General features: G+C 37.7%; 26 protein-coding genes and 1 pseudogene. 7 read left to right on the top strand and 20 right to left on the bottom strand.

The window, feature by feature from the left end; all coding sequences use genetic code 11:
* The first annotated feature begins 60 nt into the window (after positions 1 to 60).
* Positions 61 to 240 carry an H-type small acid-soluble spore protein gene (locus MPH60_RS13230; protein ID WP_034313120.1) on the top strand — a complete coding sequence of 60 codons (180 nt, stop codon included), beginning with the start codon at positions 61 to 63 and terminating at the stop codon, positions 238 to 240.
* Positions 241 to 289: 49 nt separating this feature from the next.
* Here MPH60_RS13230 and MPH60_RS13235 read toward each other — a convergent pair whose 3' ends face one another.
* Complete coding sequence (locus tag MPH60_RS13235; protein ID WP_241592986.1) at positions 290 to 1,060, bottom strand: GH25 family lysozyme; 771 nt, start codon at positions 1,058 to 1,060, stop codon at positions 290 to 292.
* Between the two features lie 411 nt (positions 1,061 to 1,471).
* Between MPH60_RS13235 and abc-f the strand changes: the two genes are divergently transcribed.
* Both abc-f and MPH60_RS13245 read left to right on the top strand, forming a co-directional pair.
* Positions 1,472 to 3,112, top strand: coding sequence for a ribosomal protection-like ABC-F family protein (abc-f, locus tag MPH60_RS13240; RefSeq protein ID WP_241592984.1), 1,641 nt, complete (start codon positions 1,472 to 1,474; stop codon positions 3,110 to 3,112).
* A gap of 288 nt (positions 3,113 to 3,400) precedes the next feature.
* Positions 3,401 to 4,222: a DUF2935 domain-containing protein gene (locus tag MPH60_RS13245; protein WP_241592983.1), complete on the top strand. Its 822-nt coding sequence runs from the start codon at positions 3,401 to 3,403 to the stop codon at positions 4,220 to 4,222.
* A gap of 113 nt (positions 4,223 to 4,335) precedes the next feature.
* Here the strand turns inward: MPH60_RS13245 and MPH60_RS13250 are convergent, their stop codons facing one another.
* Positions 4,336 to 4,680 (bottom strand): hypothetical protein, encoded by a 345-nt coding sequence (locus tag MPH60_RS13250; protein ID WP_241592982.1) that lies wholly within the window; start codon positions 4,678 to 4,680, stop codon positions 4,336 to 4,338.
* Positions 4,681 to 5,226: 546 nt separating this feature from the next.
* On the opposite strand from MPH60_RS13250, the gene mscL reads away from it, so the two are divergent.
* On the top strand, positions 5,227 to 5,625 hold the full coding sequence (gene mscL, locus MPH60_RS13255; protein ID WP_241592981.1) for a large conductance mechanosensitive channel protein MscL: 399 nt from the start codon (positions 5,227 to 5,229) through the stop codon (positions 5,623 to 5,625).
* Between the two features lie 290 nt (positions 5,626 to 5,915).
* Here mscL and MPH60_RS13260 read toward each other — a convergent pair whose 3' ends face one another.
* From MPH60_RS13260 to MPH60_RS13305, 10 genes are all read right to left on the bottom strand, one after another.
* The gene (locus MPH60_RS13260; RefSeq protein WP_241592980.1) at positions 5,916 to 6,866 is read right to left on the bottom strand and encodes a sugar phosphate isomerase/epimerase family protein; all 951 of its coding nucleotides are present in this window, start codon (positions 6,864 to 6,866) and stop codon (positions 5,916 to 5,918) included.
* A 374-nt stretch (positions 6,867 to 7,240) separates the two neighbouring features.
* A complete protein-coding gene (locus MPH60_RS13265) occupies positions 7,241 to 7,561 on the bottom strand; it encodes a DMT family transporter (protein WP_241592979.1) in 321 nt (106 codons plus the stop codon).
* Positions 7,562 to 7,601: 40 nt separating this feature from the next.
* Entirely contained in the window at positions 7,602 to 7,931 is a 330-nt protein-coding gene (locus tag MPH60_RS13270; protein WP_241592977.1) for a DMT family transporter, read from the bottom strand.
* Between the two features lie 29 nt (positions 7,932 to 7,960).
* A complete protein-coding gene (locus MPH60_RS13275; protein WP_241592975.1) occupies positions 7,961 to 8,833 on the bottom strand; it encodes a Cof-type HAD-IIB family hydrolase in 873 nt (290 codons plus the stop codon).
* A 126-nt stretch (positions 8,834 to 8,959) separates the two neighbouring features.
* Positions 8,960 to 9,742, bottom strand: coding sequence for a DeoR/GlpR family DNA-binding transcription regulator (locus MPH60_RS13280; RefSeq protein ID WP_241592974.1), 783 nt, complete (start codon positions 9,740 to 9,742; stop codon positions 8,960 to 8,962).
* A 26-nt stretch (positions 9,743 to 9,768) separates the two neighbouring features.
* Positions 9,769 to 10,782 (bottom strand): ABC transporter ATP-binding protein, encoded by a 1,014-nt coding sequence (locus MPH60_RS13285; RefSeq protein ID WP_241592964.1) that lies wholly within the window; start codon positions 10,780 to 10,782, stop codon positions 9,769 to 9,771.
* Positions 10,782 to 11,654, bottom strand: coding sequence for an ABC transporter permease (locus tag MPH60_RS13290; protein ID WP_241592962.1), 873 nt, complete (start codon positions 11,652 to 11,654; stop codon positions 10,782 to 10,784). Before MPH60_RS13290 ends, MPH60_RS13285 begins: the two co-directional genes overlap by 1 nt.
* On the bottom strand, positions 11,651 to 12,505 hold the full coding sequence (locus tag MPH60_RS13295; protein WP_241592960.1) for an ABC transporter permease: 855 nt from the start codon (positions 12,503 to 12,505) through the stop codon (positions 11,651 to 11,653). The genes MPH60_RS13290 and MPH60_RS13295 overlap by 4 nt, the downstream gene beginning before the upstream one ends.
* Positions 12,506 to 12,622: 117 nt before the next feature.
* On the bottom strand, positions 12,623 to 13,456 hold the full coding sequence (locus tag MPH60_RS13300) for an alkaline phosphatase family protein (protein ID WP_241592958.1): 834 nt from the start codon (positions 13,454 to 13,456) through the stop codon (positions 12,623 to 12,625).
* The gene (locus MPH60_RS13305) at positions 13,446 to 14,558 is read right to left on the bottom strand and encodes an ABC transporter substrate-binding protein (protein ID WP_241592956.1); all 1,113 of its coding nucleotides are present in this window, start codon (positions 14,556 to 14,558) and stop codon (positions 13,446 to 13,448) included. Before MPH60_RS13305 ends, MPH60_RS13300 begins: the two co-directional genes overlap by 11 nt.
* Positions 14,559 to 15,009: 451 nt before the next feature.
* Between MPH60_RS13305 and MPH60_RS13310 the strand changes: the two are divergent.
* Positions 15,010 to 15,201: pseudogene (locus MPH60_RS13310) on the top strand (aminomethyl-transferring glycine dehydrogenase subunit GcvPB); the annotation flags it as partial.
* Positions 15,202 to 15,337: 136 nt separating this feature from the next.
* On the opposite strand, the gene MPH60_RS13315 reads toward MPH60_RS13310, so the two are convergent.
* From MPH60_RS13315 to MPH60_RS13335, 5 genes are all read right to left on the bottom strand, one after another.
* Entirely contained in the window at positions 15,338 to 16,918 is a 1,581-nt protein-coding gene (locus MPH60_RS13315) for a hydantoinase/oxoprolinase family protein (protein WP_241592954.1), read from the bottom strand.
* Complete coding sequence (locus MPH60_RS13320) at positions 16,918 to 18,012, bottom strand: DUF917 domain-containing protein (RefSeq protein ID WP_241592952.1); 1,095 nt, start codon at positions 18,010 to 18,012, stop codon at positions 16,918 to 16,920. The genes MPH60_RS13315 and MPH60_RS13320 overlap by 1 nt, the downstream gene beginning before the upstream one ends.
* A 28-nt stretch (positions 18,013 to 18,040) precedes the next feature.
* On the bottom strand, positions 18,041 to 19,360 hold the full coding sequence (locus tag MPH60_RS13325; RefSeq protein ID WP_241592950.1) for a purine-cytosine permease family protein: 1,320 nt from the start codon (positions 19,358 to 19,360) through the stop codon (positions 18,041 to 18,043).
* A gap of 141 nt (positions 19,361 to 19,501) precedes the next feature.
* Positions 19,502 to 20,209, bottom strand: coding sequence for an aspartate/glutamate racemase family protein (locus MPH60_RS13330; protein WP_241592948.1), 708 nt, complete (start codon positions 20,207 to 20,209; stop codon positions 19,502 to 19,504).
* A gap of 149 nt (positions 20,210 to 20,358) precedes the next feature.
* Complete coding sequence (locus MPH60_RS13335) at positions 20,359 to 20,955, bottom strand: TetR/AcrR family transcriptional regulator (protein WP_241592946.1); 597 nt, start codon at positions 20,953 to 20,955, stop codon at positions 20,359 to 20,361.
* Positions 20,956 to 22,496: 1,541 nt separating this feature from the next.
* On the opposite strand from MPH60_RS13335, the gene MPH60_RS13340 reads away from it, so the two are divergent.
* Both MPH60_RS13340 and MPH60_RS13345 read left to right on the top strand, forming a co-directional pair.
* Positions 22,497 to 23,003 (top strand): DinB family protein, encoded by a 507-nt coding sequence (locus MPH60_RS13340; RefSeq protein ID WP_336275419.1) that lies wholly within the window; start codon positions 22,497 to 22,499, stop codon positions 23,001 to 23,003.
* A 42-nt stretch (positions 23,004 to 23,045) separates the two neighbouring features.
* Positions 23,046 to 23,204: a hypothetical protein gene (locus MPH60_RS13345; RefSeq protein WP_241592944.1), complete on the top strand. Its 159-nt coding sequence runs from the start codon at positions 23,046 to 23,048 to the stop codon at positions 23,202 to 23,204.
* A 55-nt stretch (positions 23,205 to 23,259) separates the two neighbouring features.
* Here MPH60_RS13345 and MPH60_RS13350 read toward each other — a convergent pair whose 3' ends face one another.
* The 3 genes from MPH60_RS13350 to MPH60_RS13360 all read right to left on the bottom strand — a co-directional run bounded on the left by MPH60_RS13350 (position 23,260) and on the right by MPH60_RS13360 (position 25,914).
* Positions 23,260 to 23,988 (bottom strand): GntR family transcriptional regulator, encoded by a 729-nt coding sequence (locus tag MPH60_RS13350; protein WP_241592934.1) that lies wholly within the window; start codon positions 23,986 to 23,988, stop codon positions 23,260 to 23,262.
* Between the two features lie 67 nt (positions 23,989 to 24,055).
* Positions 24,056 to 24,838 (bottom strand): fructoselysine 6-kinase, encoded by a 783-nt coding sequence (gene frlD, locus MPH60_RS13355; RefSeq protein WP_241592932.1) that lies wholly within the window; start codon positions 24,836 to 24,838, stop codon positions 24,056 to 24,058.
* A gap of 62 nt (positions 24,839 to 24,900) precedes the next feature.
* Entirely contained in the window at positions 24,901 to 25,914 is a 1,014-nt protein-coding gene (locus MPH60_RS13360; RefSeq protein WP_241592930.1) for an SIS domain-containing protein, read from the bottom strand.
* Positions 25,915 to 25,940 lie beyond the last annotated feature (26 nt).

A 25,940-nucleotide genomic window follows, 5' to 3' on the forward strand; every position in this document is an offset into this window, starting at 1 on the left:
AATGAATAAAATTAAGGCTTTTCCCAAATAATAGGGAGACTAAATAAGGGAGGGATTTATATGGATGCTAAGCGTGTAAAACAGATTCTTTCTTCTTCATCTGACATTGAGGTGAGATATAATGGCACTTCAGTATGGATTGATAATTTAAATGAAGATGGAAGAACGGCTACCGTACATCTAAGAGGCCCATTAGAGGAAAGATCAGACGTAGCAATTGACGAACTTAAAGAAATCTAGGAATATCCATTAATAACTGAGCTCCTCTCGTAATGAGAAGAGCCTTTACTTATTTCAACCTTAATTTTTGACCGATATAAATTTTGTCGGGGTCTTTAATTCCGTTAAGGCTAACAAGAGATTTTACCGTTGTTTTATGTTTTTTTGCAATGAAGCTAAGTGTATCGCCTTTTTTTACAGTATAAGTTGTGGTTGTTTCCCTTTTTAATGCACGGGAGTTGTGCGTCCTAAGAGTATTTATTGTTTTTGTAAAATCCCTATAGGCTATATTCAAATCCACCTTTGTGCTGATCCCGCTTACCTTACCTGAATCAGAATGCTGCCAAATATCCGTGCTACGTCCCAACTTGCTGTTGTATCTGGCAATCCACAAAGCGTAGTTCGTCAACCTTGATTCATCTAGGGTATTTTCGAGAAAATATTTACCAGTATACAGCATAGCCATATATCCAGCTTCTTCAATAGCCTCCAAAAAAGCGATTGCTGCATCGGTCAGCGTTTTTTTATTTGCCTTTTTTTTATTTTCCTCCAGATCAAGGACAACAGGGTAATTTAAAGCAATGGAGCTGATAGAATCTAAAAAATAAGCAGCCTCAGCCTTTGCTTCTGAAACAGTTGCAAACTTTGCATAATGATAGGCCCCCACTTTCAATCCCGCTGATAATGCTTGTGGTGCATTTTCTTTGAAATAGGATAGCTTAGAATAACTCGTTCCCTCTGTTGCTTTAATGAACACGAACTTCACGTCCGCCTTTGCAACTTCCTCCCAATTAATAGCACCTTGCCAATGTGAAACATCAATTCCCTTTATATATTCCATATTAATGACCTCCTCAAGGAACAACCCTATGGTGGTAGGTGTTTATGATTTTCACAGGAACTATTCAGTCCTATTGCCCACTTTATAATAAAATAATTGATTGAGTTAAAACAATTATAAATCTTTTTAGTATTATGCCGCTTCCTTTTGTTTTCAAAGATCATATTATGCTATACTGATTTTATTAATATCAGAAGGGATGATGGGTGGCCGATGATTAACTAATCTTATTTTTAAAATTTGAAATCACATATTTCAAATCATACGAAATAGGATTAGTCTGCCCATTTTCTATAAATTGTAGAGCTATCATGAAAATAGCTCTTATTTGATAATGCACAGGTACGGCTAATCCTTCCATATGAACTGGGAGGATTTTTTTTATTCTCCCTTAAGGAGAGGGATAATTATATGAAAGAACTATTTAAATTAACCAATATCAGTTTTGAAGTATTGGACCATAACATTTTTGAAAATGTTAATGCTAGTGTTCAACAAGGGGAAATCATCGGTATCATTGGCAAAAATGGTGCCGGTAAATCTACGTTGCTGCAATTAATTAACAAGGACTTAGAGCCTGCACATGGACAAATCCAATGGCTGCAGCAAGACTTGAAAGTTTTTATGGTTGAACAAGAAGTCGAGTCGCTCTCTGCAGAAGATAAGACCCCTACCGAAGTTAAATTACTCGATAAAATGCGTGTACCAAGCCATGACTTCCTACAATTAAGCGGAGGGGAAAAACTCAAAGCCCGGTTAGCAAAAGGACTTTCTAGAGGTGCAGACCTTTTACTATTAGATGAACCGACGAATCATCTTGATGAGGCCAGTTTAGGATTCCTTAATGAACAACTTAAAAATTATAGAGGTACCATTATTTTTGTTTCGCACGATCGTTATTTTTTGGATGCTGTTGCAACGAAAATTTGGTCGATTGAAGATAAAAAGCTAATTGAGCACAGAGGGAATTATTCTAGTTATATGGAGGTTCGCAAACAGAAAAGACTTACACAACAACGTGAGTATGAAAAACAGCAAAAAATGGTGGAACGAATCGAGGGACAAATGAATGAAATCACTTCTTGGTCAAAAAAAGCCCATTCCCAATCGACGAAGAAGGAAGGAGTTAAAGAATACTATCGCGTGAAAGCGAAGCGAATGGATGCACAGGTAAAATCTAAACAAAAGCGTCTTGAAAAAGAGCTTGAAAAAGCAAAAGCCGAACCTGTTGAATCAGAATATACTATACGCTTTTCAATTAAAACAAAAAACAAGACGGGAAAACGTTTTTTGGAAGTTAAGAATTTAACTAAGACTTTTAGCGGGCGAACACTGTTTAAAAACGTCAATTTCACGATTCAGCATGGTGAGAAGATTTCCATTATAGGCCCCAACGGCAGCGGAAAGACGACATTATTAAAAATAATGGTTGGACATGAAACTTTTGCGGGCGATGTATGGATTTCACCATCTGCAAAAATAGGCTATTTGACGCAAGAAGTGTTTGATTTACCACTTGAACTAACACCCGCTCAGCTTTTTCATAAAGATACATTCGAGTCGAGAGGGAATGTACAAACTTTAATGAAGCATTTAGGCTTCACGGCTTCTCATTGGACTGAACCCATTAAGAATATGAGTATGGGTGAACGGGTGAAATGTAAGTTAATGGAATATATACTAGAAGAAAAAGATGTGCTTATTTTGGATGAGCCGACAAATCATCTGGACTTAGCTTCACGGGAACAACTTGAAGAAACCTTAGCACAGTATACTGGAACACTAATCGTCGTTTCGCATGATCGATATTTTCTCGAAAAAACGACAAGCAGCAAACTTGTCATTTCGAATAATCGCATACAAAAGCAATTGTATGATTCATCATCCTCAAAAAGAGATGATTTGGAAGAACTGCGATTAACACTTGAAACAGAAAGACAGGAAGTTTTGGGAAAGCTTAGCTTTATGACGCCAAACGATAAAGCGTACACAGAACTCGATAAGAAATTTAATGAGCTTACGAAAAAAATAAACGAACTTGGTGACAAATGACTATCAACTGTAACTTAATGTGCTGGATGATAACCCTTAGAATGAATTAATTCTAAGGGTTTTTTTAGATATTACCCTGGAGTCCTGCCGAGGTATTAAAGATATATAAGAACGTACAGACTCCGATCGTTCCGGAATTTTTCACACACCTTGGCCATCAAGAACCAGTTGGTTTAAGGTGTTAAAAAGATAATAATAAATGATTTGATTTACAAATTGAGCAGAATACTAATGCCCCCTTGTTAATAAGATTGAATGATGGTTATGTTTTAAGAGGGGGGCTTAGTTATGAGTGAGAACACACAGGAAAATACGAGGAAAAACTCTGGAATGTTTGTTGAACGCTCTTTAGATGAGATTCGTTTTTGGTCAAGAATAATGAAGGAACACTCATTATTTCTAAGACTAGGCTTTAGATGTGAAGATACACAGCTAATTGAGGAAGCTAATCAGTTTTATCTTATATTTGAACGGATAGAACAGCAATCCCATTCATTTACAAATCAAGCTGATCCAGAACAGATCAGGAGATTTAACTCGGAGGTGCAGCAAGCTGCTACAGGCATATTTTTATTTAAAAGGAAGGTATTAGGATTAATACTCACCTGTAAATTGCCTGGTGCAAACAACTTCCCACTTTTAGTCGACCATACAAGCAGAGAAGCCAATTATTTTAGAAAACGATTAAAAGAACTAAATGAGGGTAAATTGAAACCACTTGCAGATGCCATCATCAAAGAAAATGTTTTCTTTTTAAGAATAATGGCGGATCATGCAAAATTCATTGGACATCTTCTTGATCCATCGGAAAGAAAGCTGGTGGATATGGCGCGAAACTTTAGTAATGATTTCGATCAATTAGTCTTTCAAGCCGTAGACTTAGAGTCCATGAAACCGCAATCTCAAACGGTCCCTCTTCTGGATCAATTTTTAGACCAGAACCGTGTCTCTGTCGTATCACTTCGAGACTTTAAGAAAACCGCCAGGGATTTAATCGAAGAATGCAAAATCAAGAGCATCATTCATCCACTATTGGCTGATCACGTTTTCCGTGAGGCCGAACGTTTCCTTGAAATCATCGATATGTTTGAAACCCATCTTACTGGTTAACAATACTATTAATTGAGTATGAAGGATATAGAAAATGGCAATTATCGGATAAAGAAATGCTAACCTAAAATAGGCCCCTCTCGATTTAGAGAAGGGCTTTTATATGTAAAAAGTTAAGACAGGGAGTTCACCAATGTTTTAAGTTTCTCTTTATCAGAAACAGAAATCCATGGTAAATCCTGATTATCTTCATTAATACCAGGTTGGATAACGCGGCTATTTAAAAGGTCACAAATACAATCATTTATGAATTGGATATCCTCGTCTGATATTTTCCGGTTATATGTAGCAGTTCTTGTTTGTTTTGTTATCCCCCCTATCAAGCCTCTTTGATTTAAAGAACTTCTGATCACTTCTCTGATAGCCTCTACACTAGTCAATGGAAAAACATCAAGGTGCATAACAATCATTCTAAATATATCCTCTTTAGATAAATCCTGTTCAATATGTTGTCGCAATGATTCCACCCCCATTCGTCAAAACATTCTTCAAATGATACGTAAAATCCTCCTATTAACACAAAAATCATTTAACAAAACCCAAAACAAAAAAAGCCCTCTCAATTAAGAGACGGGCTTTTAACAATGGAGGAGTACCACTTAGGGGGTAGTACAATACTATAATTATCGCCAAACGAATACGTTTATATTCACACCCTTCCTCAAGTTGGTGAAAACGGCTTTAATTTCTTATAGACATTCAAAATTAACGCCTGAGTCGTTCCCGCCCTGCCTTCAATTACTTTTTTAACTTTGACCCATGACCATACTTAAATCCTTCTACAATATGACGTGCTAATATAACGCTATTTAATGTTTATTGAATGAAAAATAGCGTCCTATCTCCTTTGATCGGAGTGCCGCCATTGCATTATATTAAGGATTCAAATGATTAAACGGGTGGATGGTCCTATCTTTGGAATCATGGATGCCTCTTACACTATTCAATTTCCACCAAGTTTCTGATATGCTTTTATCAATTGAAAAAAGAAAGGTGTAGTTAAGATGATAAAGGAATTCAGGGAGTTTATTACCAAAGGAAACGTTCTCGATCTTGCAATAGCTGTAGTAATGGGTGCTGCTTTTGGGAAGATCGTTTCATCACTAGTCAATAATATTATCACGCCGCTAATAGGAATTTTATTAGGTGGGGTCAATTTTTCTTCATTATCTGTCACAGTTGGAAACGCAGTTGTTCAATACGGTGAATTTGTCCAAGCTGTGATTGATTTCTTGATCATTTCATTTGCGATTTTCATGTTTATGAAGGTAGCGAATACTCTTATTAGAAAAAAACAAGCAAACGAGGAAGAGGTATTGGAAGCCATACCAGCATCTGAGCAATATTTAAAGGAAATCCGTGATCTTTTACAAAAAAATTCACGGCAGGATGAAACATCATAAGCATATACTGAATCAGTCAAAAATCACTTGTGAATAAGATAAAGCCCCTCTCTTAATTGAGAGGGGCTGGTTAATGTCATAATAAACCACGTATCTCTTACTTTGACAAGACATGAGACTCTTATTAAAGAACCGTGTGTTGGAATTCGTAAAGCAAAGTGACAGTAATGTTGGCAATCAAAAGAGGCTCTCTATCAACTCAATCGCAAGTATCAGCTGGAACTGCTGCAATAATTTTAAACATCTTTATATCAACAAAATTATACAACAACCCTGCTTCTACATATTATTTATCGGCAATATTTATCGCGTAAAGCAAGGGTATACTTAACCGATTGCTCTGTACCAATTTCTTGATCTTCAATCATTTGTTCTAAAAGTTCTTTTGGAGGATAATAGTAATCCAATGGTTTAATGACACTTAAATCATAAGGAGGTTGTTCAACTTTGAAAGCTCCTTCTCCAACCGCAAAGACTCCGCCAGCACCAAGCTCTCTCTTGAAATTTACAGCATATGGAAAACACATTTCAACGTTGATTCTAGTTAGGGTAGATTTCTCAACCAGTATTTTAAAACACTCTTCTGTATCAATATTGCCTGTCCCTACTGGTACACCACATACCCTATAATCCTCGCCATCATGAATGATAATATGATCTTTAAAATGAGTTGTGAATGCATATGGTGCTAATTTTCTTACAGCTTCAACCGGATCTTCCCATGCCATCATTCCATTGCCCACATCACAATGAGCCCTAACCCAAGGGCTGTTGACTTCCTTAATAATTTGAATAACCTCATCTGTTAACTCTTCCTCATGATTTTCCACAGCTAATTTTATCCTGTATTTCTCCAATAATGGTATAATTTGTTTGATATCTCCTGGTGCTTTTTTCAATCTTTCCGGATCATACTCTCCTAAGCATGTATACGTGCGAATCACATCCGCTCCGATTCTATGTGCTGCCTCAATGACCTCTTTTAGATGTTCCGGATCGCTTCCATTTGTGTCTATTTCAGCGAAAAATCCATACTTTTGAATTTCTTTTCTTACTCTCTCTAAATATTCCGGTTCAAATGATTCTAAAGTGCCCCATCCTGGCAACCCTGGCCATGGAACAATATTGATCATGACTCCGTCTAATCCCAATTCTGCTGTTTTTCTGATAAAACCGAAAATATCCATTCGACCTGTAATAAATTGCAAGTGATAGCTTTCTGTTTCTAATCCAATTTTCATTTTTCCCCCACCTTTAATTAAGCATTAAGTTTTTTTTGAAAATTTTGTTGGTTTCTTTTTTCTTGTTTGCGATTTTAACTAAGCTGCTTATAATAAACCCTTTGTTTGCTGATGATCGACCTAACATGCTTCCATATAGAATAAATGCAAACATAGAAGGGGCATATCCAACTAAGCAGGCTATAGAAACTGCTGCACCACTTTTTTCTACCGGTCCGCTTAACATACCATTTTTATTAATTTTGATGAGTTACACTAATTAATTGAAGAATATACAGAAGAATACAATTCGTTACCAATGAAGCCTAAATAGAATGACTCCCGCACCATACGGGAATCATCTATAAGCTTCTTAAATTAAAGGTCTTTTTAGATTAATGTCCAGAAGTCATTTTGATACCTATAGCCCCTGCAATGATACACATAATGAATAGGTTTAATCTTAAACTTCTGGGTTCATTAAAGAAGATCATTCCTGCTAAAACACTTCCAACAGTACCGATACTGGTCCATATTGCATAAGCAGTACCCACTGGAAGTGAAGTTAATGACAAGGATAGAAAATAAAAGCTTAAACTTCCCAAAAAAAGACATGCTACAGAGGGTAGCAATTTTTTAAACCCGTCTGCACGTTTCAGGCTTATAACACTACCAATCTCGGCAAATCCGGCAATAATTAGAAAAAACCAAGCCATTGAATCATCCCCTAACCTTGTATAAATCAGTTCATTTCCTTTAATGTTTAGGTTGTGCCGGATTGACTTTTATTCCAATTATCCCCAATATCATTAAAGCCATAAAAAATACTTTCAGTGGATTAATGGTCTCACCCAAAAAAAGCATCCCAATTACTACAGTTCCCACCGTTCCCAATCCAGTGAAAATGGCGTAACCAGTTCCTAAGGGTATTGAATGTAAAGCTTTTGAAAGTAAAAAGAAACTAAAGATTATAATAACTACCGTTATTATACTAGGTATAATTTTGGTGAATCCGTGTGAATATTTAAGACCGATCACCCAGACAATTTCCAAAAGTCCTGCCATTATGATATATATCCATGCCATTTTATCGCTCTCTCCTTTGGCATTGACACTTATTTTTGAACCACGAAGTTCTCCATATATCGATAAATCGCATAAGCTACCCCATTTTCATCATTTTTAAGGGTTGTCGTTGTACAAACAGTTTTTATGACATCTTTTGCGTTTCCCATCGATACGCTGTATCCAACTTTCTGAAACATGGATAAATCATTGTTGCTGTCCCCGATTGCCATAGCCTGATCTAAGGAGCCATTCATCAAAAAAGCCAATTTTTCAAGGGCCATTCCTTTTGAAGCTCTTTTACTAGTCATTTCAATGTTGTGATCAGCAGATGAAACGACCATCAACTCATCAAACTTTTTGAATTGGTTCCAGGCTTCCTCTAATTTCTTTTCATCAAAAGAACATGCCAAAATGTTATGGAATTCTTCCTCCTGTTTTAGGATATCATGATAGTTTTCAACTAAAACATATCCAAACTGGTCAAATTGCCTTTCCGCTACTTCAACTAATTCTTTCATATCTGTATTTAAATCTGCGCTTTTCAAACTTTTAATCTCATTATGGAATTGTTCTCTTCCCTTATTAAGAGTATAAATGGCTTTATCAGTAAACACTTCGTAATAATAATTCCGTTCGTCTAACCACTGGAGAATAGATTCGACACGATCTTTAGTTATCGTAATAGAAGAAATGCACTTTCCGCTTTTTGAATGAATGGTTGCTCCATTTGTCCCGATTACAAATGGAGAAATCCCGGCTTTTTCACAAATTGTTTGAACGTCAAAATAAGCTCGTCCTGTTGAAATAACTACTTCAAAGCCTCTATCTTGGGCATAATGAATCGCCTTTATATTTTCTTCACTAATTTCATTCTGGTCGTTTAATAATGTTCCATCTAAATCTATCGCAATGAAACTCATGCTAAATAGCTCCTTTTCTCATTCAATCTATTAAATTCTCTTTCTAGCTTTTTTACCTGCTATCATAAAAAATCTAATCAAAAAAGAGAGTACTCCTTCTTCCATCTCGATATGTCCTTTAATTATCTATGCTTGAATCCAATTGACTTCCTCTAATATTGAATGATTTCTCCATTCCTCTGGAAATGGTTGCTCGCAGACAATCACATCGACTTTTTCTAGAGGACAAACTTTACAAAATGTGTCAACACCAATTTTAGAGTAATCCGTTAGCAATATAACTTGCTTTGATACCTCGACCATTTTGCGTGAAACTAATGTTTCACGTAAATGGTAATTACTAACCCCACTTTGAATGGAAACACCACCAGCTGAAATGAACGCTTTATCAACATTAAATTGATTTAACATTTGTTCAGTGAGACCCCCGCATATAGATTGATGCTTTGGATCAATTTGTCCTCCTAGTAATAGAATTTGTCCTGTAAACTTATTTTGATTGAGCAATTCGGTTAACACAGACGACACAGGAAGAGAATTGGTTAAAATCGTAATGTCCTTTTTATTTTCAATACACTGGGCAAATTCAAGCATGGTTGTACCTACATCAATGGCAATCACATCTCCATTGGAAATGAGTTCCACTGCTTTTTTCCCAACCTTGATTTTCGCTTCTTGATTCACCGTTGTACGCTGTGTAAATGGAGGCTCCTCAAATTCAAAGACTGTTTTAATCGCTCCACCGTAAACCCTCTTTAACATTCCTTTCTCCTCTAATATCATCAAATCGCGTCGAATCGTTTCCTCTGAAACATTAAATTGATCAACTAATTCTATAACTTTTACTTTTCCCATTTTGTTAAGTTCTTTTAAAATTTCATTCTTTCTTTCTTCGGGCAAAACAGACATATTTCTCCCCCTCGATCATTAATAATTTATAAAATAATGCATTCTTTCTTCGGTACAAGAATTTGAACGCGTGCTCCTTGCTCAAACATTTTCCCTCGGTGGTGAAGATAGTCTACAAGGAAAGCGGACTCCTCTGTTTCTACTTCATATCTTAAAACATTCCCTGTCATAGTAATATCTTTAATAAACCCTTTAATTCCCCAGTTCTCTTGTAAATCCGAGCTATCTTCAACAACAGAAACTAATTGTAAAACTTCAGGACGAATGGCGACTTCATTCCCTTTTAATTCTGTGCTGCGAACAAGTTTATGGAAAACTTCCATATTACAAACATTATAATTTCCGATAAATTTTGCAACAAATGTATTGACTGGAGAAGTATAAATTTCTGATGGAGAACCGGATTGTACAACTTTTCCTTTATTCATGACAAAAATCCGATCAGACATCGTCATTGCTTCTTCCTGATCATGAGTAACAAAAATAGTTGTAATATCTAATTCCTTCTGTATTCTCTTTAATTCTTTTTGCAAACTTTTTCTAATTTTAGCATCCAATGCGCTTAACGGCTCATCCAGAAGCAGTACTTTTGGCTCCATGACAAGCGCTCTGGCAAGTGCAACCCTCTGCTGTTGTCCGCCAGATAACTGATGAGGATAAGACTCTTCTTTTCCTATTAAATCAACCATATCAATCATCTTTTTCACTCTTGATTTTATATTTTTTACCTTCTTCATTTTAAGGCCGTACGCAATATTGTCAAAAACGGTCATATTCGGGAAAAGCGCATAAGACTGAAACACCATACCGACTTCACGCTGACGCGGTGATAAATGAGTAATATCTTTTCCATCAATTAAGATTCTTCCTACATCAACACCTTCAAGCCCCGCAATGGAACGTAATAATGTACTTTTTCCGCATCCGCTTTGCCCAAGAAGTGTAGCAAATTCTCCTTTTTTTAATGTTAAAGAAATGTCATTTAAAACGACTTGACTTTCATACCCCTTAGTCACTTGATCGATGGTTACATAGCTCATTATTTCTCACCTTCTAAAGCAGTATTTTTATTACAGTTATGTTTTTTTAAAAATGAAAGAATTCGCTTCTTATTTGACCCGACAGGGGTTTTTTCGTTTTTAAACGTAAGTTTTAATACAGTCCCCGTTAAAAGTAAAATCATTGAATAATAAGTAATAACAATTGCACTTGTTAAGTGACCACTGCTGTTTAGTTTGTCGGCAAGATAAATTTGAAGCGTTTCAAATCGGCCCCCGACAAGCAAATTGGCAAAAGCGAACTCACTAAATAAAAGAGCGACTGATAATAAGGTTGAAACTAAAATACCAGATATAATATTTGGAAACACCACTGTGCGAAACGCCTGGAATTTTGTAGCACCGAGTAATTCAGCTGCATCAACAAGCTGCACAGCATTAAGTGTACGAAGACTGTTACGAATACCTTGATACATAAATGGCAGAATCGTTATGAAATAAGCACCTATTAAAATCCAAGGTGTTCCGGCAATTTGAATCGGTCCATCTGAATATACCTTGATTAATCCAACAGCTCCAACAATGGGAGGAATTCCATAAGGAAGCATAGCTGCTGCTTGAAGTAATCCTTCCCATTTACTGAAATATACCGTGATGATAAAGATAGTCGGAAGCATAATAACAACACTAAGACCTACAGACATGACAATTAAAAACAGCGTTCGTCGAAAAGCATCGAAAAACCGTTCATCTTGAAATAATTCAATATACCATTTCATTGTATAACTCTCAGGTAAAATGGTATGATCCCATTTACCGGCAATCGAGAATAAAAATGTTCCTACAAGCGGAATTAATAAATATATAACTAGTAACCCAACAATCACTTTATGAAAAGTCAATGAAGATTTCATCGTAAATCCCTCCTAATGCGGCGCATCATTCGTTCATTGAACCACATCGCCCCTATCATGGTCGCTGCTAGAAGAACTCCCAATGCACTTCCTAGCTGTGGCTTTAATGCAACGTCACTAGCAACTAGTGAGGCAATTTGCAATGACAATAAGTTATAGTTGCTGCCCACTAATGCATAGGCTGTAGCGTAAGCTCCCATCGAATTAGCAAACAAAATACTGAATGTACCTACAATACTAGGTAAAAGAACTGGAATCCCAATGTGAAGCCAAAATGATAATGTTGATCCTCCTAATAATGAAGAGGCTTCTTTCCATTGTTTCTTTATTCCTTGATAAGACGGGTAGATGAGCATAATAGCAAGCGGAATTTGAAAATATATATAAACAAGAATGAGGCCTGTCCATGAATATAAATTAAAATCCGCAAACACATCCCCACCAATCTTAGAAAAAAGCAACGTAAACAATCCATTGTTTCCAAGTAAAATAATAAATGAAAATGAAAGGGGAATCCCCTCAAAGTTCGACGCCATATTGGTAATCATCAGTAAGCGATTTTTTATTTTTTGTGAGAACTTTGTAAACGAATAGGCTACAATGATTGCTATAATCACTGAAGTTAAAGCAGAAATTAAAGAAATGACAAGGCTATTTTTAATGGCTTGTAAGTAAAATTCACTTTTAAATATGGTGATATATTGATTAACGGTAACTTTAATTCCATCGTCTGCATAAAAACTATTTTTAATCATTGCCACTAATGGTCCTATTTCAAATCCAATCACAAACAAAATAAATGGTAGTAAAAGAGCTAATAAGTAAATTTTTTGTTTTTTTCTTTTTCTCAAGACTTCTCGCTCCTCTATGTTCTCTAACAATTTGGGAATTGGTTTAACAGTACTTTCGTTAAACCAATTCCAGTGAACCTTCATTCTTCATTTTAATGTTGAATAGTGTAGTCTTTTTTAAAGGGTAGTTTTTCCTTTCAAACCTGGCAATTGATAGGACATCATTTTATTGGACGGCTCAATATTTAAAAGTTCACAAACGAGCGGTGCAAAAGCTAATTGCGGAACCACTTCACTGTAAACGCCAGGCTCAACTTTTGGACTAATGATAAAGAGCGGTACATCACGCTCACCATCAGTTATGCCGCCATGATTGCCAGTTTCACTCATCCCATGATCGGACGTTATTAAAATGTGGTAGCCTTCTTTGATCCAAATTGGCAGAAGCTGAGCCAAAATGCTTCCCATTTTTAATATCTGTTCACGATATTCTTTTGATTCCGAACCATAGATTTCTCCTTTTACATCTACACCGAGCGGATGGATATATAAAAAGTGCGGGTCATACTTCCTGCGCAAAGCTTCTGCATCCATGAGCACATGACTATCTGGATAGTCATCATCCCAATAAAATTTTCCATATTGAATTGGCTTGGATGGATCCTCTTGCTCACGGTCTTCAATAAAATGGAATGGAGCACGATTATAAAGTTCGCTTACCCAGTAATACGATACCGTTCCGTTTCTTAGACCATTCTCTTTCGTCAGATGAAAGAGACTTTTCTCGGCAGATAGCCGGACCGCTTGATTGGATGTAATACCGTTCACTGATGCCGGTGTACCCGTTAACAGCACTTCATATAATGGACGGGAAAGACTAGGGAGTTCCGACTTCACTTTGTAAAGGGATGCCTGATTCGTTTCAACTAAATGTTGAAGAAATCCTAAAGCCTCACATGCTTTATCGTATCTCATACCATCAACAACAATTGCTATTACTTTATTTGACATGGACTAACACTTCTTCTTGCCAAAGCTGCGGTAAATCTTTAGCTGTTTCTTCCCAAGCTTTGTAATCTTCAATCGGTTTTGCATTTTTGTACTGTTCTTCTGGAACCATTTTTCCAGCTACTTCTTTCGGAAGTTCTACATCGCGAATTGGACGGGCAAATCCTTTAGCTAAGTTAATTTGTCCTTCATCGCTTAAGATATATTCTCTGGTTGCCATCGCCGCATGTGGATGCTTTGCAAATTTGTTAATAATAGTTGCGTAGCCGCTTACGACTGAACCTTCACTTGGAATGGTGACGTCAAATTGATCGCGGTTAATTTGGTCAGCGTAACCAAGAGCATTGAAATCCCAAACAAGGGCAACTTCCACTTCCCCTTTTTCGATGTTAGCCGGCTTGGCATCAGTTAAGCTAAGGCGGCCTTGCTTTGCAAGCTTAGCAAAAAAGTCAATTCCTGGTTGAAGATTTGTTTCATCACCGCCGTAAGCGGTCGCAGCAGCAAGTACGGCCATTTGATTCTGTGTACCACGCTGAACATCTCCAACTGTTACTTTGTAATCTCCTTTTAATATGTCATCCCAAGATTTTGGCGGGTTGTCTACTAATTCTTTATTAGTAAAGAATGCAATCGTTCCTTGGTAGCCAACAACCCAATCTCCATTGTCATCTTTTGCCCACTCAGGTACCTCGTCCCAATAGGAAGTTTTATATGGCATCGTTAATTTTTTTTGTTCCGCGATTGGCCCAAAGGAAATCCCTACATCGCCGATATCAGCTGTTGCATTCTCTCCTTCAGATTCCATTTTGGCAATCTCTTCGGCACTGGACAAATCTGTATCATTGTGTTCCAATGTATACTTTTTCATCACTTCATTCCACGTTTCTCCCCAGTTAGCCCATGAATCGGGCATACCGACACTATTAATTGTCCCCTCTTCTTTTGCTTTTGTTTCAATTTCTTTCAAGGTTAACGAACTTGGGTCCTTAACCACTGGAGCAGCCTCCTCATTAGTAGCTCCACAAGCAGCTAAACCCAGTACACTCACCCCTAACATCAAAGCTTGAATAGACTTGTAAAAATTCTTCTTGAATGTGCGATTCATAAAAAGTGCCTCCATTTAGTGTGGAATCTTTAATGTTTATTACTGTTTATTACGGTTTAATCATAATCATTCTATATAAATCCCACATTAATCCAATGTTAAGAGTTTGTAAATCAGCTCTTTATTTCTCCTATTCATCAGCTTTTATCTTCATAAGTATTAGCAACAGTCCGCAAACAGGATCAAGCATATGCAAGTCTATAAAAGAGAATGTGAACAACTTTTATTCAAACATAGCACCCTTTTACCTCTCTTTTTAGCTCGTCGTTAACAAAGCTCCCGGTTAGCTAAATAACTTTTCATGCAAAAAACTCTCTTGATACAAGAGAGTTTTACATAGATTTTATTAAACAGATAGAATTATCAATGTGGCTATAAATAATAATTGTTCTGGACGGAGTTTTCCGCAAGGTAAATTTTACCGGAATCAAAAAATTACGACAGGGATTCAGCTCCATGGGCTCAAGGGGAATGGACAGGTTTAATGATGGCTAAGGCGTATCATGTCCAAAAAGGTGAAACCAGAACGAAAGTACTTGTTCCAGACTCCGCGCACGGTACAAATCCTGCAAGTGCAAGTGTTGCTGGTTTTCAAACGTTCACGATCCAAAAAGTCCAAGGGTATTCGGATTTGTCAACATTAGTGCAGCTGTATCAGATCCTACATGTTTCAATTCGTCCATTCCACTACCCTTAGCGCTTTGCTTTTTCCACTTATTTAACTAAAGTGAAGCTTCCTCTGCACAATAAATAGCTTCTTTACACCCGTGCCTCCTCGCCTATACCCGTTCATTCAATTCAAACTGGGCTAAATCACCAGCTGCTTTCACACGAATACGAGTTGCATTCCCAGGCATATAAGCTAATGGTACATCTTCTATGTCAACAATAACAAGCGTTTGTGGATCGGCTCCTGCGCTGATCGCTTCTGACATCGCTATTTCCTTTGCCTGTTCCAATGCCGTTTCCCTTCCTATTTCAGCTAGTGCATATACTTTTTCAATCTGCCCGCTAACCTGGGAGATAGCCGACCCAATGGCATTTGCTACACCTGAATGTAATGGGCGTATGACTTCAGATGCACCTTTTAATTCCTCAGGCAGAAGGATGCTTCCACCCCCAACGAGAATGACAGGCACTGGTGCAGCACTTGTTTTCATCTTATCGATAGCTTCTTCGACCAGATTGACCATATTTAAATAGACTCTATTCAATAGATCCTTATTAAGGTGGGACACTTTTGAAGCATCTCCAAGTTCCACTTTTCCAAGAGCCACAGCAACATCCGTTGTTGTTAAAGTATCACCTCCGAAAATCAAGGCTTTTTCTGGCAGTTGGTAACCGACACTGTCTGGTCCAATCGTGAACTCTCCATTCTCTTCTATGCGGATTATTGTGCCTCCTCCAAGTCCAATCGAGATTAAGTCAGGCATGCGGAAGTTTGTTCTGGCTCCTCCAATCTCTACTGCCAAAGAAGATTCCCTCGGAAATGATTGAACGAGAACACCAATATCCGTTGTTGTTCCCCCAACATCCAAAACGATTGCATCGGTTAATTCACTCAAATAGGATGCTCCCCTTAATGAGTTGGTCGGACCGCAAGCTACAGTGAAGATTGGGTATTTGACTGCATATTCAATGGACATTAATGTCCCGTCATTTTGGCAAAAGAATACTTTTGCCTCAATTCCTTCATTCTTCAGGGCATTGATGAATCCGTCCGCAGTCGTTTTAGCAACATTTACGACAGCAGCATTAAGAATCGTCGCATTCTCCCTTTCCAGTAAACCGACTGAACCAATTTCCGAGGATAAAGAAATTGAGGTTCCTACTCCGAGTACTTCTTTGAAAATTTCACTTGCCCTTTGTTCGTGTGTTTGCGATACAGGTGAAAAGACAGAAGTTATCGCGATGGAATCCACTTTCCCGTTGATTTCTTCGGCAATTTGATACAAATGCGCTTCGTCTAATTCAACAATCTCCCGGCCATCAAATTCATGTCCGCCGCGGATTAGGTATACGTATTTTCCGAGGACTCCGCGAAGGTCATCAGGTACTCCGATCAGCGGTTTAACCGCTAGAGTAGCCGGAGCACCAATACGGATTATGGCGATATTGTTTAATCTCTTTCGTTCAACAATAGCATTTGTACAGTGGGTCGTACCTAGCATGGCATATTTAATTTGCTCCCGCGGAACCTTTGCGTCATCAATTATTTTTCTCATAGCTGTATAGATGCCAACGGAAACATCCTCCGTTGTAGGCGATTTCGTTTCCGAAATGACCTGATTATATTGATCTAAAAGCACGGCATCTGTATGGGTTCCCCCGACATCAATTCCTATTCGATAAACACCCATTATACTAGCCCTCCTTTTTTCATTAGTTCTTCAACGGGAACATAACCGACTTCATAGCCAAAGTATTTTGGACCAACTGCTTCAATTCCCTTTTCCGTTCGCCACTTGGGATGGCATGGCATTCCGATTACCACGCATCTTGCCCCATATCTGATTCCTTCAGTAGTGATCGGTAAGCCTGTTTCTGCATCAAGCACGGCAATCAAATCTGGAGTGACACAAAGCAAGCGTTCTTCTGTCTGTGCAATTAAATGCTCATTTTGGAATCGCACCTCGAGTTTTTCTCCCTTATACTCATTGATTCCCTCGAATGTTGCCACACCTCTAGCAAATCCCGACTCTGTCTTCCGGTTGATATCACTCACTTTTCCACGGAACAATTCAAACCCGTCTGCCTTGTTCAACACTTCTTTTATTGGATCAGCATTATTTTGCTTTGCAAGCCTGATTGTCTTGCCGATTTGTTCTTCTAAGGTCAGTATGTTTTTAATTCCGCTTTCCTTTATATTCTTTCCTGTCATAGGATAGATCGCTGTCATGGTGGAACCGCCCATCTCAATCGTTGCGGCACGGGCAATCCTCTCTGTCCAGACATTGTTTATGGTTGAGAGCAGTGAAGTATTGCCCTTCTCATCCGCAAGAACCATCGGAGTAGCAGCAATTCCGTCCAAATAAAAAGTGACCATTTGCAATTCAGGGAATGCTCTCCCCATCCCATCAACATCCACCACAGGCAAGCCAAGCTTTGCAGCAAGTGCAAGGGGCACCATCGAATTCACCCCGCCTGCTTCAATCGGCATCGTTGCAAAAATCTTTTTTCCCAAATAAGATTCGAGGTTTTCGAAAGCTGCTATTGCTTCTTCACCACTTGGAGCTTTTTCCAACATAACCGTCGGTGCTCCCATCATTGCGGCAGGAACTACTAATGCGTCATCAGGAACTTCATCCACATCCAACAATGTGATTTCCCCGTATTCTTCAATTGCCTGTAAAGCCATTAGCTTACCAATGTAAGGATCGCCTCCTCCACCTGTTCCTAGTAAAGCCGCACCTACTGCTATATCTTCAATTTCCTGTTTACCTAATTTCCTCATTTTCTCAAAACCCCCGTTTTTCAAAAAATTATGATGCGATATGATCTCTATTCTCTTTTTTCCCTTTGATAGATTTAATTAATAACACACCTGCGTAATAGATAATGCCGCTTATTAAAAGGGAATTGATAGACGGTATGCCCACTGTAATAAAATAGCCGCTTGCAAATCCCGCTGCCCAGGCAACTAATGTAACTGGATTCAATTTTTCAGGCTCAGATGGCAATGTTCCTTTCTCTCTGCTTTCATCAAGGGCTTTTCGATACGTTTTCAGCACGAAATAATCGACCACCATAATTCCGGCTATTGGAGGGATCATGATTCCAAGTAAAACAAGGAAGTCTACAAATCTATCGAGAATGCCCATAATGGAAAGCAAAGTTCCGATAACACCAATTACAAGTGTAACGAGTCCTCGATTCATCTTGACCTTAAAAACAGAATCGAAAATATTAGTAAAACCAAGAGAAGAGGAATATAAATTTACATTATTAATTTTCACTGTGGAAAAAACGACAACTGCAGCGCCAAGCCAGCCAGACGTTTGTAGCATGATACTGACAACATCGCTCGTTTTTGCTGCATGGGCCATTAACACAGCGATCATCCCTACACCAAGTTCACCCACTAATGTACCAATGGTAGTCATCCAAAAAACATCCTTGCCATTTCTGGCAAACCGACTGAAGTCAGGTGTGATTACGGCACCAATAATGAATCCGCCAGCAACCATTGTTGCACCGACGCCCAGAGAAAGACTTTCTCCCGGAGGAGGCGTGCCCATTAAACTTAAAATGGAATGATCACTGAGAACTTGATAAATGCCAATCCCTACCACTAATAGAAAGGCAGGAACGGTAATTTTGGCTGTCATGCTCAATAGTTTAAAACCAAATATAACCAGTACAGTTACGCCCAATCCGGTAATGGCAGCTGCAATGGGGAGGGTCAATTTACCGTCGGCAGCTTCCACCAAGCCATTAGCAAAAACAGTGTTCTGCACTCCAAACCAGCCTATTGTACAAAAAGCGATGACCGCGCCAATGATACTCGAACCATACCTGCCGAATCCTGTCCAACGCGACAAAAGACTGGTTGAAAGTCCTTCACGTGCACCGGCATAACCGATTAAAAAACTTATAACTTGTAAAATGACACTTCCAAACATCATGGCCCAAAATGCCTGCCAAAAAGTCATTCCGTATCCTAGTGCCGCACCAAGCATAAATTGAGAAAGTGTAGCTAGGGCACCTACCCTGACAATCATGATATCCCACATAGGCAATCTCGCATTTAGCGGAACTCTAGATAGAGAGTAATCGTCTCCTAACTTTGTATTATCTTCCATAAATTCACCCCCTATGAATTACTCCTCAGCTTTATCGATCAACTTGGAGATTTCCCTGCCTTTTTAAAGCTATCTTGAATGACTAATATCCTGAATATTCCGTTAATTCAAATTGCGGTGTTTTCTACTTCTTTAAAAAGTTTATGAACTTTTGACTCTCTTTTTAGAAGGTGGAGTCATATAGGTCAAGCGGCTTTGTTTAACCCCCATAGCGATTAAATTTTCAAGCATCTTAGTAGCTGCAAATGCGGGATCGATAACCGGAACATCATACCCTTTTTGTGTTAATCGTTCTTGAAGCTCCGCTGCAACACCCATGAAGCCTGTACATCCTAACACTAAGGCATGGGCATTATCATGTTCAATCGCCTTTACCATTTCTTCAAACAATGCATTTTTTAACTTTTCCTTGTTCTGAACTTCCAGAACAGGAATATTAACATATCTAATGGAGGCGACATTCCCATCTACACCTAGAGTTTTGCTTATGTTTTCAATCATGGGCACAACATTGGGCAGCACCGTTACAATAGAAAAGGATTTTGCTAATGAGCTCGCAATAAGCATGGAAGACTCACACGGTCCAACAACTGGGATATCCAATATTTCTCTTGCAGGCTTCACACCTGGATCTCCAAAACAATCACTAATTACACCCTGATACCCCTCTTCTTCAGCCTGCTTTGCTTTTTCCAGGAAATTCGGTATACATAGTGCTTCATCATATTCGCTTTCAATTGATTCAGGTCCATAATCAAGATTGCAAACTCCTACTTCAGTGCTTTCAGAAACATAAGATTTAATCTCACTTCTAATTTCCTCATTAAAAATGTCCGATATAACCGGCATGATTACTTTAATTTTAATTGGAATACACTCCTTTATTTTTATTAGACCTGCTAAACCAACTTTATTTCTTTGTCATGTTTTTATTATTTATATCACCCCCTTTTAGCAACTAATCCATTTGTGCCATAGTTATGATCACTTTTGATTATTCACTTTTGTCCATATTTCCTCTCTATATCTCTAAACATGGAGCTGATGAATCGATCGGCAATCTGAACTTGTTCCATTAAATCTTGTCCCTCATACAAGTTTATACCCCAGAATAATCCATTCCCGAGTAGAACAAATTGCTTTATAATTTGGTCCACCTCTTCAGTAGAAAGGCTCGGATAACTCTGCCTCAATAAATCCTCAAGTGAACTAACCATCCAATCATTAAAATGCAACAAATACTTCTGTAAATATAATTTAATTTCCGGAATGGGTGACGTAACCAACGATATATACGCCATAGTCCCTTGCTCATCATCTTTGTGATACTTAACGATTCCGTGAAGCATTTCACTAAAAATTTGATCAACAGATCGTGAACTTGTTTCAGCTAAAATTCGTTTCATTTCAGCTAAATGGTTATCAAGTAAATGTTGAAAAGCAGCGATAAATAATTCCTCTTTGTTTTTATAAAAAAAATAAATGGATGCTGGTTTTATTCCCACTTCATCCGCAATTTTCTTCATGGTAGCTCCTTGGTATCCATGTAGTGAATAATGCAAAAGGGCTGCATTTATCAATTCTTGCTTTTTCAATTCATCCCCACCTAACGTTTATTAGGTAAATTATAAAGTGTAGATTTCAGAAAAACAACAATTTTCTGAAATTATTTAATAATCATTAATGTGATAATAATAGTTATACAGAAATCAACTCATCGACCTACCCAAGGAAAATATTGTATTTTTTTCTCAAGGGGCCTTTTTTAAAAAATATTTAAGAGGTCCCACATTCGATTTTTTATTACTAGACAAGTTATCATAATAGCAGGCGGCAGGTGGTATTCCAGCTTTCACCTTAAATTCTTGGCCTAAAGCAGATCTATTAATAACCTACGTTTTTGAATGATTTACGGTTTTCCTTATGCCTCAAGAGATTCGGCACTGGTCAAAAGAAATCAATCCTTTGGCAGCATCGGCACTAGTATGTACTTTTTGTTGATCAGCCGATTCATGGTTCGAAAATTATTGCTCATAATAAAAAATCCATTTATCATTTAAAAATGAAAAATGGATTTTAATAAACTTTTATAAAATTATAGTTATACACCCACATAATTCGTTAAAGTATTTTGGAAAAAATAGGCCACAATTTCTTGTCTAAATCATCCAGATTCGGATCCCTTTAACACCGCAGCCATTAGGAGGTGTTGTATTCATTACATATTCTATCGTGGTTTATACCAAAATAAACAAAAGATACTCTTTGAGGTTCCTTCCCACCATGCCCAGAAATCTTCGAGGAAGAGTTAAATAAATTGGACTGTTTTAGCTTTAAACGCTGCTAAACAATTTTCCTAAACCACAAATTACTTTTTTCGAAAAACATTTAAAAGGCTTTTGGAAGACAAAGATTTTTTTATTTATCCCCATTTTCTTTATTCCTGCCTACTAAGACTAATGAATATGCGCATGATCTTAAATCCTCTCTCCTTACATTTACCTTCAACAATATAAGGAGGAGGCCCATTTAACACGCTACATTTTTAAAATCAGAAGTTCCCTTTAAATATTTTCACTCTTATACTTTGAATTTCGTAAAATTTTAGAATAAGTAACTGCACTTACATTGTTTCATAGTTTTTTATTTCAAATTCATTTAGGGGCCTATTAATCGACATACTCAATTTATTAATAAGCTCTTGGTAATCCTTAGTATCATTTGGATCAATACCTTCCCTGACGTTTAGTATCTCGTATCGGTCATACTGTTCTGGAATAAGTTTTCCGTCTACATGGATATAAAGCCTATATTTGATCCTTAGATTCATAAAAATACCATCTCCTTTACTATCAGTTCGATATAGGGAGCTATTTTCCTGCAAGAAAAAATACTCTAATGTGGCCTCCACTAACTATTCATTTTTCTAATCAGATTGATAAGTAGTTCATATCATCTCAAAACCTTTTTATATTAGCGATGAGCACACGAACGGTTAGGTGGCATTAGTTATATATATGAGAGAACAATATATTTATGAATATACTTATACTTTATTGAATTGACCTGAATTTTTTTGTTCTTCCTGCATAAATTGTTCAATACGAAAAAACTAGTATACATGGAGGTTTTTTAAGTGAATCATTCTGACCCAGTATTAGAAATGTATAACTATCACGCGTGGGCAAATGGAGTCATCATCGATCGGCTAAATGAACTTCCAAAGCACATATACCATAAGGGATTTCAGACTGGTTTTTCGTCGGTATCAAAAGTGTTGTCTCACATTTATCTCACAGATTATGCGTGGTTTGACATTATCTCGGGTAAAAGTATGTATGAAGCAATGGAATCTTCTAATCAATTAAGAGAAGGGGTGGAAACGAAAAGTATTGGGGAAATGAAAAAAATATTTTTAGACCTATACGATAGAAACAAAGAACTTCTGAGTACAGAGGATATGGAAAAGGTGATTGTCGTGGATAACCCATATGCTGGGTTGCTTGAAACTTCCATTTCCGAATCGGTATTACACGTTGTCACTCACGGATCATATCACCGTGGCAATATAGCAACCATGCTGCGGCAAATGGGACACACTTCCGTTATGCAAGATTTTGGCCTTTACCTTTATTCAAAATAGAATACCAAACTATACCCGATTCCTGATTAAGGAGATTGATAGATGGATGAACTAGTTGGTCCTTGTGTTCGCTGTGCACGTGATGTATATTGTACGTCTGGTTTTCTGAACGGCATTCTGTTAGATAACAAGAAAATCTTATGTTTTAATTGTAAGGATATCTTATATGCAATGACCGAAGAAGAAAGATTGAAGGAGTAAAACACAAAAATCAAAACTAGATATTAAATAGGTCATGCCAAATTATTGGCATGACCTATTTTGCCCGATGAACAGTCAGATTGACCTTGTTGGTTTCACACATGAACGTCGAGAGATGCACAGGTTGGTCGTTTGCATCGAAAGCAATCTTCACAATTCTAAATAAATTCGCGCCAATATCACATTCTAAAAATTTAGCATAGTTTTTTGTAGCACCTATCACGTCGATAATTTTATCGTTACTGACTATTTCTGTATGGTAATCTTCCAAAAGGATCTTATAAGTCGATTCATCCCTTGCAATCTTCTTTTCTAAATCCGGAAAACGAAGTAACGAATAATGAGCGGTATCGTAGAAAAGCGGACGCTCATCTACATACATGAGTCGCTCAAGTTCAAGAACGGGGCTACCTTCTTCAATGAGGAGATGACCTGCAACATCTTTTGGTGCGGCTATGACCTCACTTCTTAAAATCCGGGAATTCGGTATCTTCCCAAGCTGATGACTGAACTCCGAAAATCCACTTATGGATAACAACTCATTATGGAACTTATTAGATGCAACAAAGGTACCCCTGCGCGGAATACGTGTCAGTGTTCCTTCCTTCACCAATTCCTCTATTGCTTTTCGTATGGTAATGCGACTAACGTTATAAGTTTCACAAAGCTCTGCTTCGGTTGGAATTTGTTCATCTGGTTTGTATTTACCGTTCTGAATATCATTCTTCAACATTTGCCTTATTTGCATATATAATGGCTGGGGGGTTGAAGGATTTAAATTCATATTAAATTCATCCTTATCCGTCAAAATTTATTATTTATTATCTATTATACATTATTTCCAGGCCCAGTCACCAAGCACCGAAATATCTAATTGTCTTCGCAGCAGTCTCAGTGCCCAATTCTAAACAATTGCCGATGGATTGACCTTTCAATATTCCATAAATAAAACCGGAAATGAAGGAATCCCCCGCCCCCATCGTATCGACCACATTCGCTTCAACGACACCGCATTGATAATATTGATTGCCATCATAGGCAAGTGAACCATTTTCACCTAATGTGGCAACCGCTATTTTAGATCCTTGACTTTTTACATCCTTTAAAAACTGGCGAATAAAAGCGTCATCCTTCGTATAAGAGAAAAAAGGATAATCAACAAACTGAGGTAAAGTCTTCACCAGATCATGATCTAGCTGATCTGAGAAATCAAAAGACGTGAGCATTCCTTTTTCTTTAAAAAAGGAATAGTATTTATCCGCATGCCCCCAAATCCCTGAATGTACAAGCTGATATGTTTGAATGTAATGGAGTTCTTCCGTCGTTAAACAGAAAAGTTCCATGACACCTTCGTCATATTCTCCAAACCTGCGGTCATTTCCTACCATTTCAACAAAAGTAACAGCTGTTTTTCCTTCTTTCCGCGAAAGATGAGAAATATCAACGCCTTTTTCCTGAATTGCTTTAACCATTTTTTCACTGTATCGATCCGAGCCCACCCAGCCAATATAAGCAGATTCAGCACCTAACCCGCTTAAATAGACAGCCACATTTAAAGAATTACCGCCAGGATAGACCTCCCCTTTCCTTTGATATACATCCATACAGTTATCTCCGACTGAAACCGTTCTCATCTTTTTCCCCCGCTTTCTTTAAACTTAAGAAATGAGCACTACTAAGTAGTGCTCCACATATCTTAATATTCCATTTGGCGATAGTATCTTCTAAGTGTTAATGGATGATTTCTTTCACGCTCAAGGTAAACGCTGATTCGACTTAATACCGACCAGTTAATACTAACAGAAAAGTGCTTTCTGAATTCTTCGCTGATACCTTCCATTTCAAAGCTTTTGGTATCAATAACCGTTAAATTTTTCGAGATATTTTCTACAAATCTCTCTACACGGTCCATCAGCGGTCTAGTTTCATCTTCTCCTTTTAGTAAAATAACACTTGTATCTTCAACAACAAGTTCCAGAGTACCATGGAAAAACTCTGCCGCGTGGATGGATTTCGCCTGGATCCATTGCATTTCCTCTAAAATGCACATGGCATATGAATAAGTGTTTCCCCATAGGTTACCAGAACCGACCATCATGTGGTAATCCGTGTCTTTATGTGTAATGGCAAATTCCTCTGCTTTTTTGTCAAAAGATGTAACGGCATCTAGAATTGCACGCGGAAGTAGAGAAACCTCCTTCGTGAATTGTTCATATTGCGGGAATTCATTGTTGTTATGCATGAAACGGAAGACGACCATGTACAAAAGCATAAAGAAAGTATCAAAAGAGTGCGTTTCAGAACCTGTCGTTATACAGTAATCCGCAACTTGTGTTAACGGAGTATTTGGCTCTGCAACTAAAGCGATTGTAGTAGCGCCTTTTTCTTTACAATATTCAGCCGCAGCAACTGTTTCTTGAGTAGTCCCGGATACAGATGTAAAAATACAGACTGAATCTTTGCTGAAATGCTTATGATTCATCACCATGAACTCAGCAGCAATTTCTGCATGGACATCGATGGTAGAATTTGATTTTAAAATGTACTCATAAGGATACATCATGGCTATGGTGCCACCAGCACCGATCAGGAATATATTGCTGTAGCCCCTATTTGTGATTCCATCTACGATTTCTTCAATCTGGCCTCTAAAAGCAAGACCCTCTTTTTCTACAAGATTAAGAAATAACTCTTCATCAAACTTTAGCATCAACATCTTCCTCCCTGTAACTCCGT

It is taken from the genome of Peribacillus sp. Aquil_B1 (genome assembly GCF_022603275.1).
In the GTDB taxonomy this organism is placed as follows: domain Bacteria; phylum Bacillota; class Bacilli; order Bacillales; family DSM-1321; genus Peribacillus.

What these genes read in the sequence shown, in the direction of transcription:
- MPH60_RS13280 (WP_241592974.1), bottom strand. Translation starts at nt 9,742, where the DNA reads ATGTCTGTTTTGCCCGAAGAAAGAAAGAATGAAATTTTAAAAGAACTT.
- MPH60_RS13300 (WP_241592958.1), bottom strand. Translation starts at nt 13,456, where the DNA reads ATGTCAAATAAAGTAATAGCAATTGTTGTTGATGGTATGAGATACGAT.
- abc-f (WP_241592984.1), top strand. Translation starts at nt 1,472, where the DNA reads ATGAAAGAACTATTTAAATTAACCAATATCAGTTTTGAAGTATTGGAC.
- MPH60_RS13290 (WP_241592962.1), bottom strand. Translation starts at nt 11,654, where the DNA reads ATGAAATCTTCATTGACTTTTCATAAAGTGATTGTTGGGTTACTAGTT.
- MPH60_RS13325 (WP_241592950.1), bottom strand. Translation starts at nt 19,360, where the DNA reads ATGGAAGATAATACAAAGTTAGGAGACGATTACTCTCTATCTAGAGTT.
- MPH60_RS13345 (WP_241592944.1), top strand. Translation starts at nt 23,046, where the DNA reads ATGGATGAACTAGTTGGTCCTTGTGTTCGCTGTGCACGTGATGTATAT.
- MPH60_RS13230 (WP_034313120.1), top strand. Translation starts at nt 61, where the DNA reads ATGGATGCTAAGCGTGTAAAACAGATTCTTTCTTCTTCATCTGACATT.
- MPH60_RS13235 (WP_241592986.1), bottom strand. Translation starts at nt 1,060, where the DNA reads ATGGAATATATAAAGGGAATTGATGTTTCACATTGGCAAGGTGCTATT.
- MPH60_RS13245 (WP_241592983.1), top strand. Translation starts at nt 3,401, where the DNA reads ATGAGTGAGAACACACAGGAAAATACGAGGAAAAACTCTGGAATGTTT.
- MPH60_RS13320 (WP_241592952.1), bottom strand. Translation starts at nt 18,012, where the DNA reads ATGAGGAAATTAGGTAAACAGGAAATTGAAGATATAGCAGTAGGTGCG.
- MPH60_RS13260 (WP_241592980.1), bottom strand. Translation starts at nt 6,866, where the DNA reads ATGAAAATTGGATTAGAAACAGAAAGCTATCACTTGCAATTTATTACA.
- mscL (WP_241592981.1), top strand. Translation starts at nt 5,227, where the DNA reads ATGATAAAGGAATTCAGGGAGTTTATTACCAAAGGAAACGTTCTCGAT.
- MPH60_RS13360 (WP_241592930.1), bottom strand. Translation starts at nt 25,914, where the DNA reads ATGCTAAAGTTTGATGAAGAGTTATTTCTTAATCTTGTAGAAAAAGAG.
- MPH60_RS13330 (WP_241592948.1), bottom strand. Translation starts at nt 20,209, where the DNA reads ATGCCGGTTATATCGGACATTTTTAATGAGGAAATTAGAAGTGAGATT.
- frlD (WP_241592932.1), bottom strand. Translation starts at nt 24,838, where the DNA reads ATGAGAACGGTTTCAGTCGGAGATAACTGTATGGATGTATATCAAAGG.
- MPH60_RS13285 (WP_241592964.1), bottom strand. Translation starts at nt 10,782, where the DNA reads ATGAGCTATGTAACCATCGATCAAGTGACTAAGGGGTATGAAAGTCAA.
- MPH60_RS13305 (WP_241592956.1), bottom strand. Translation starts at nt 14,558, where the DNA reads ATGAATCGCACATTCAAGAAGAATTTTTACAAGTCTATTCAAGCTTTG.
- MPH60_RS13265 (WP_241592979.1), bottom strand. Translation starts at nt 7,561, where the DNA reads ATGGCTTGGTTTTTTCTAATTATTGCCGGATTTGCCGAGATTGGTAGT.
- MPH60_RS13315 (WP_241592954.1), bottom strand. Translation starts at nt 16,918, where the DNA reads ATGGGTGTTTATCGAATAGGAATTGATGTCGGGGGAACCCATACAGAT.
- MPH60_RS13270 (WP_241592977.1), bottom strand. Translation starts at nt 7,931, where the DNA reads ATGGCATGGATATATATCATAATGGCAGGACTTTTGGAAATTGTCTGG.
- MPH60_RS13350 (WP_241592934.1), bottom strand. Translation starts at nt 23,988, where the DNA reads ATGAATTTAAATCCTTCAACCCCCCAGCCATTATATATGCAAATAAGG.
- MPH60_RS13275 (WP_241592975.1), bottom strand. Translation starts at nt 8,833, where the DNA reads ATGAGTTTCATTGCGATAGATTTAGATGGAACATTATTAAACGACCAG.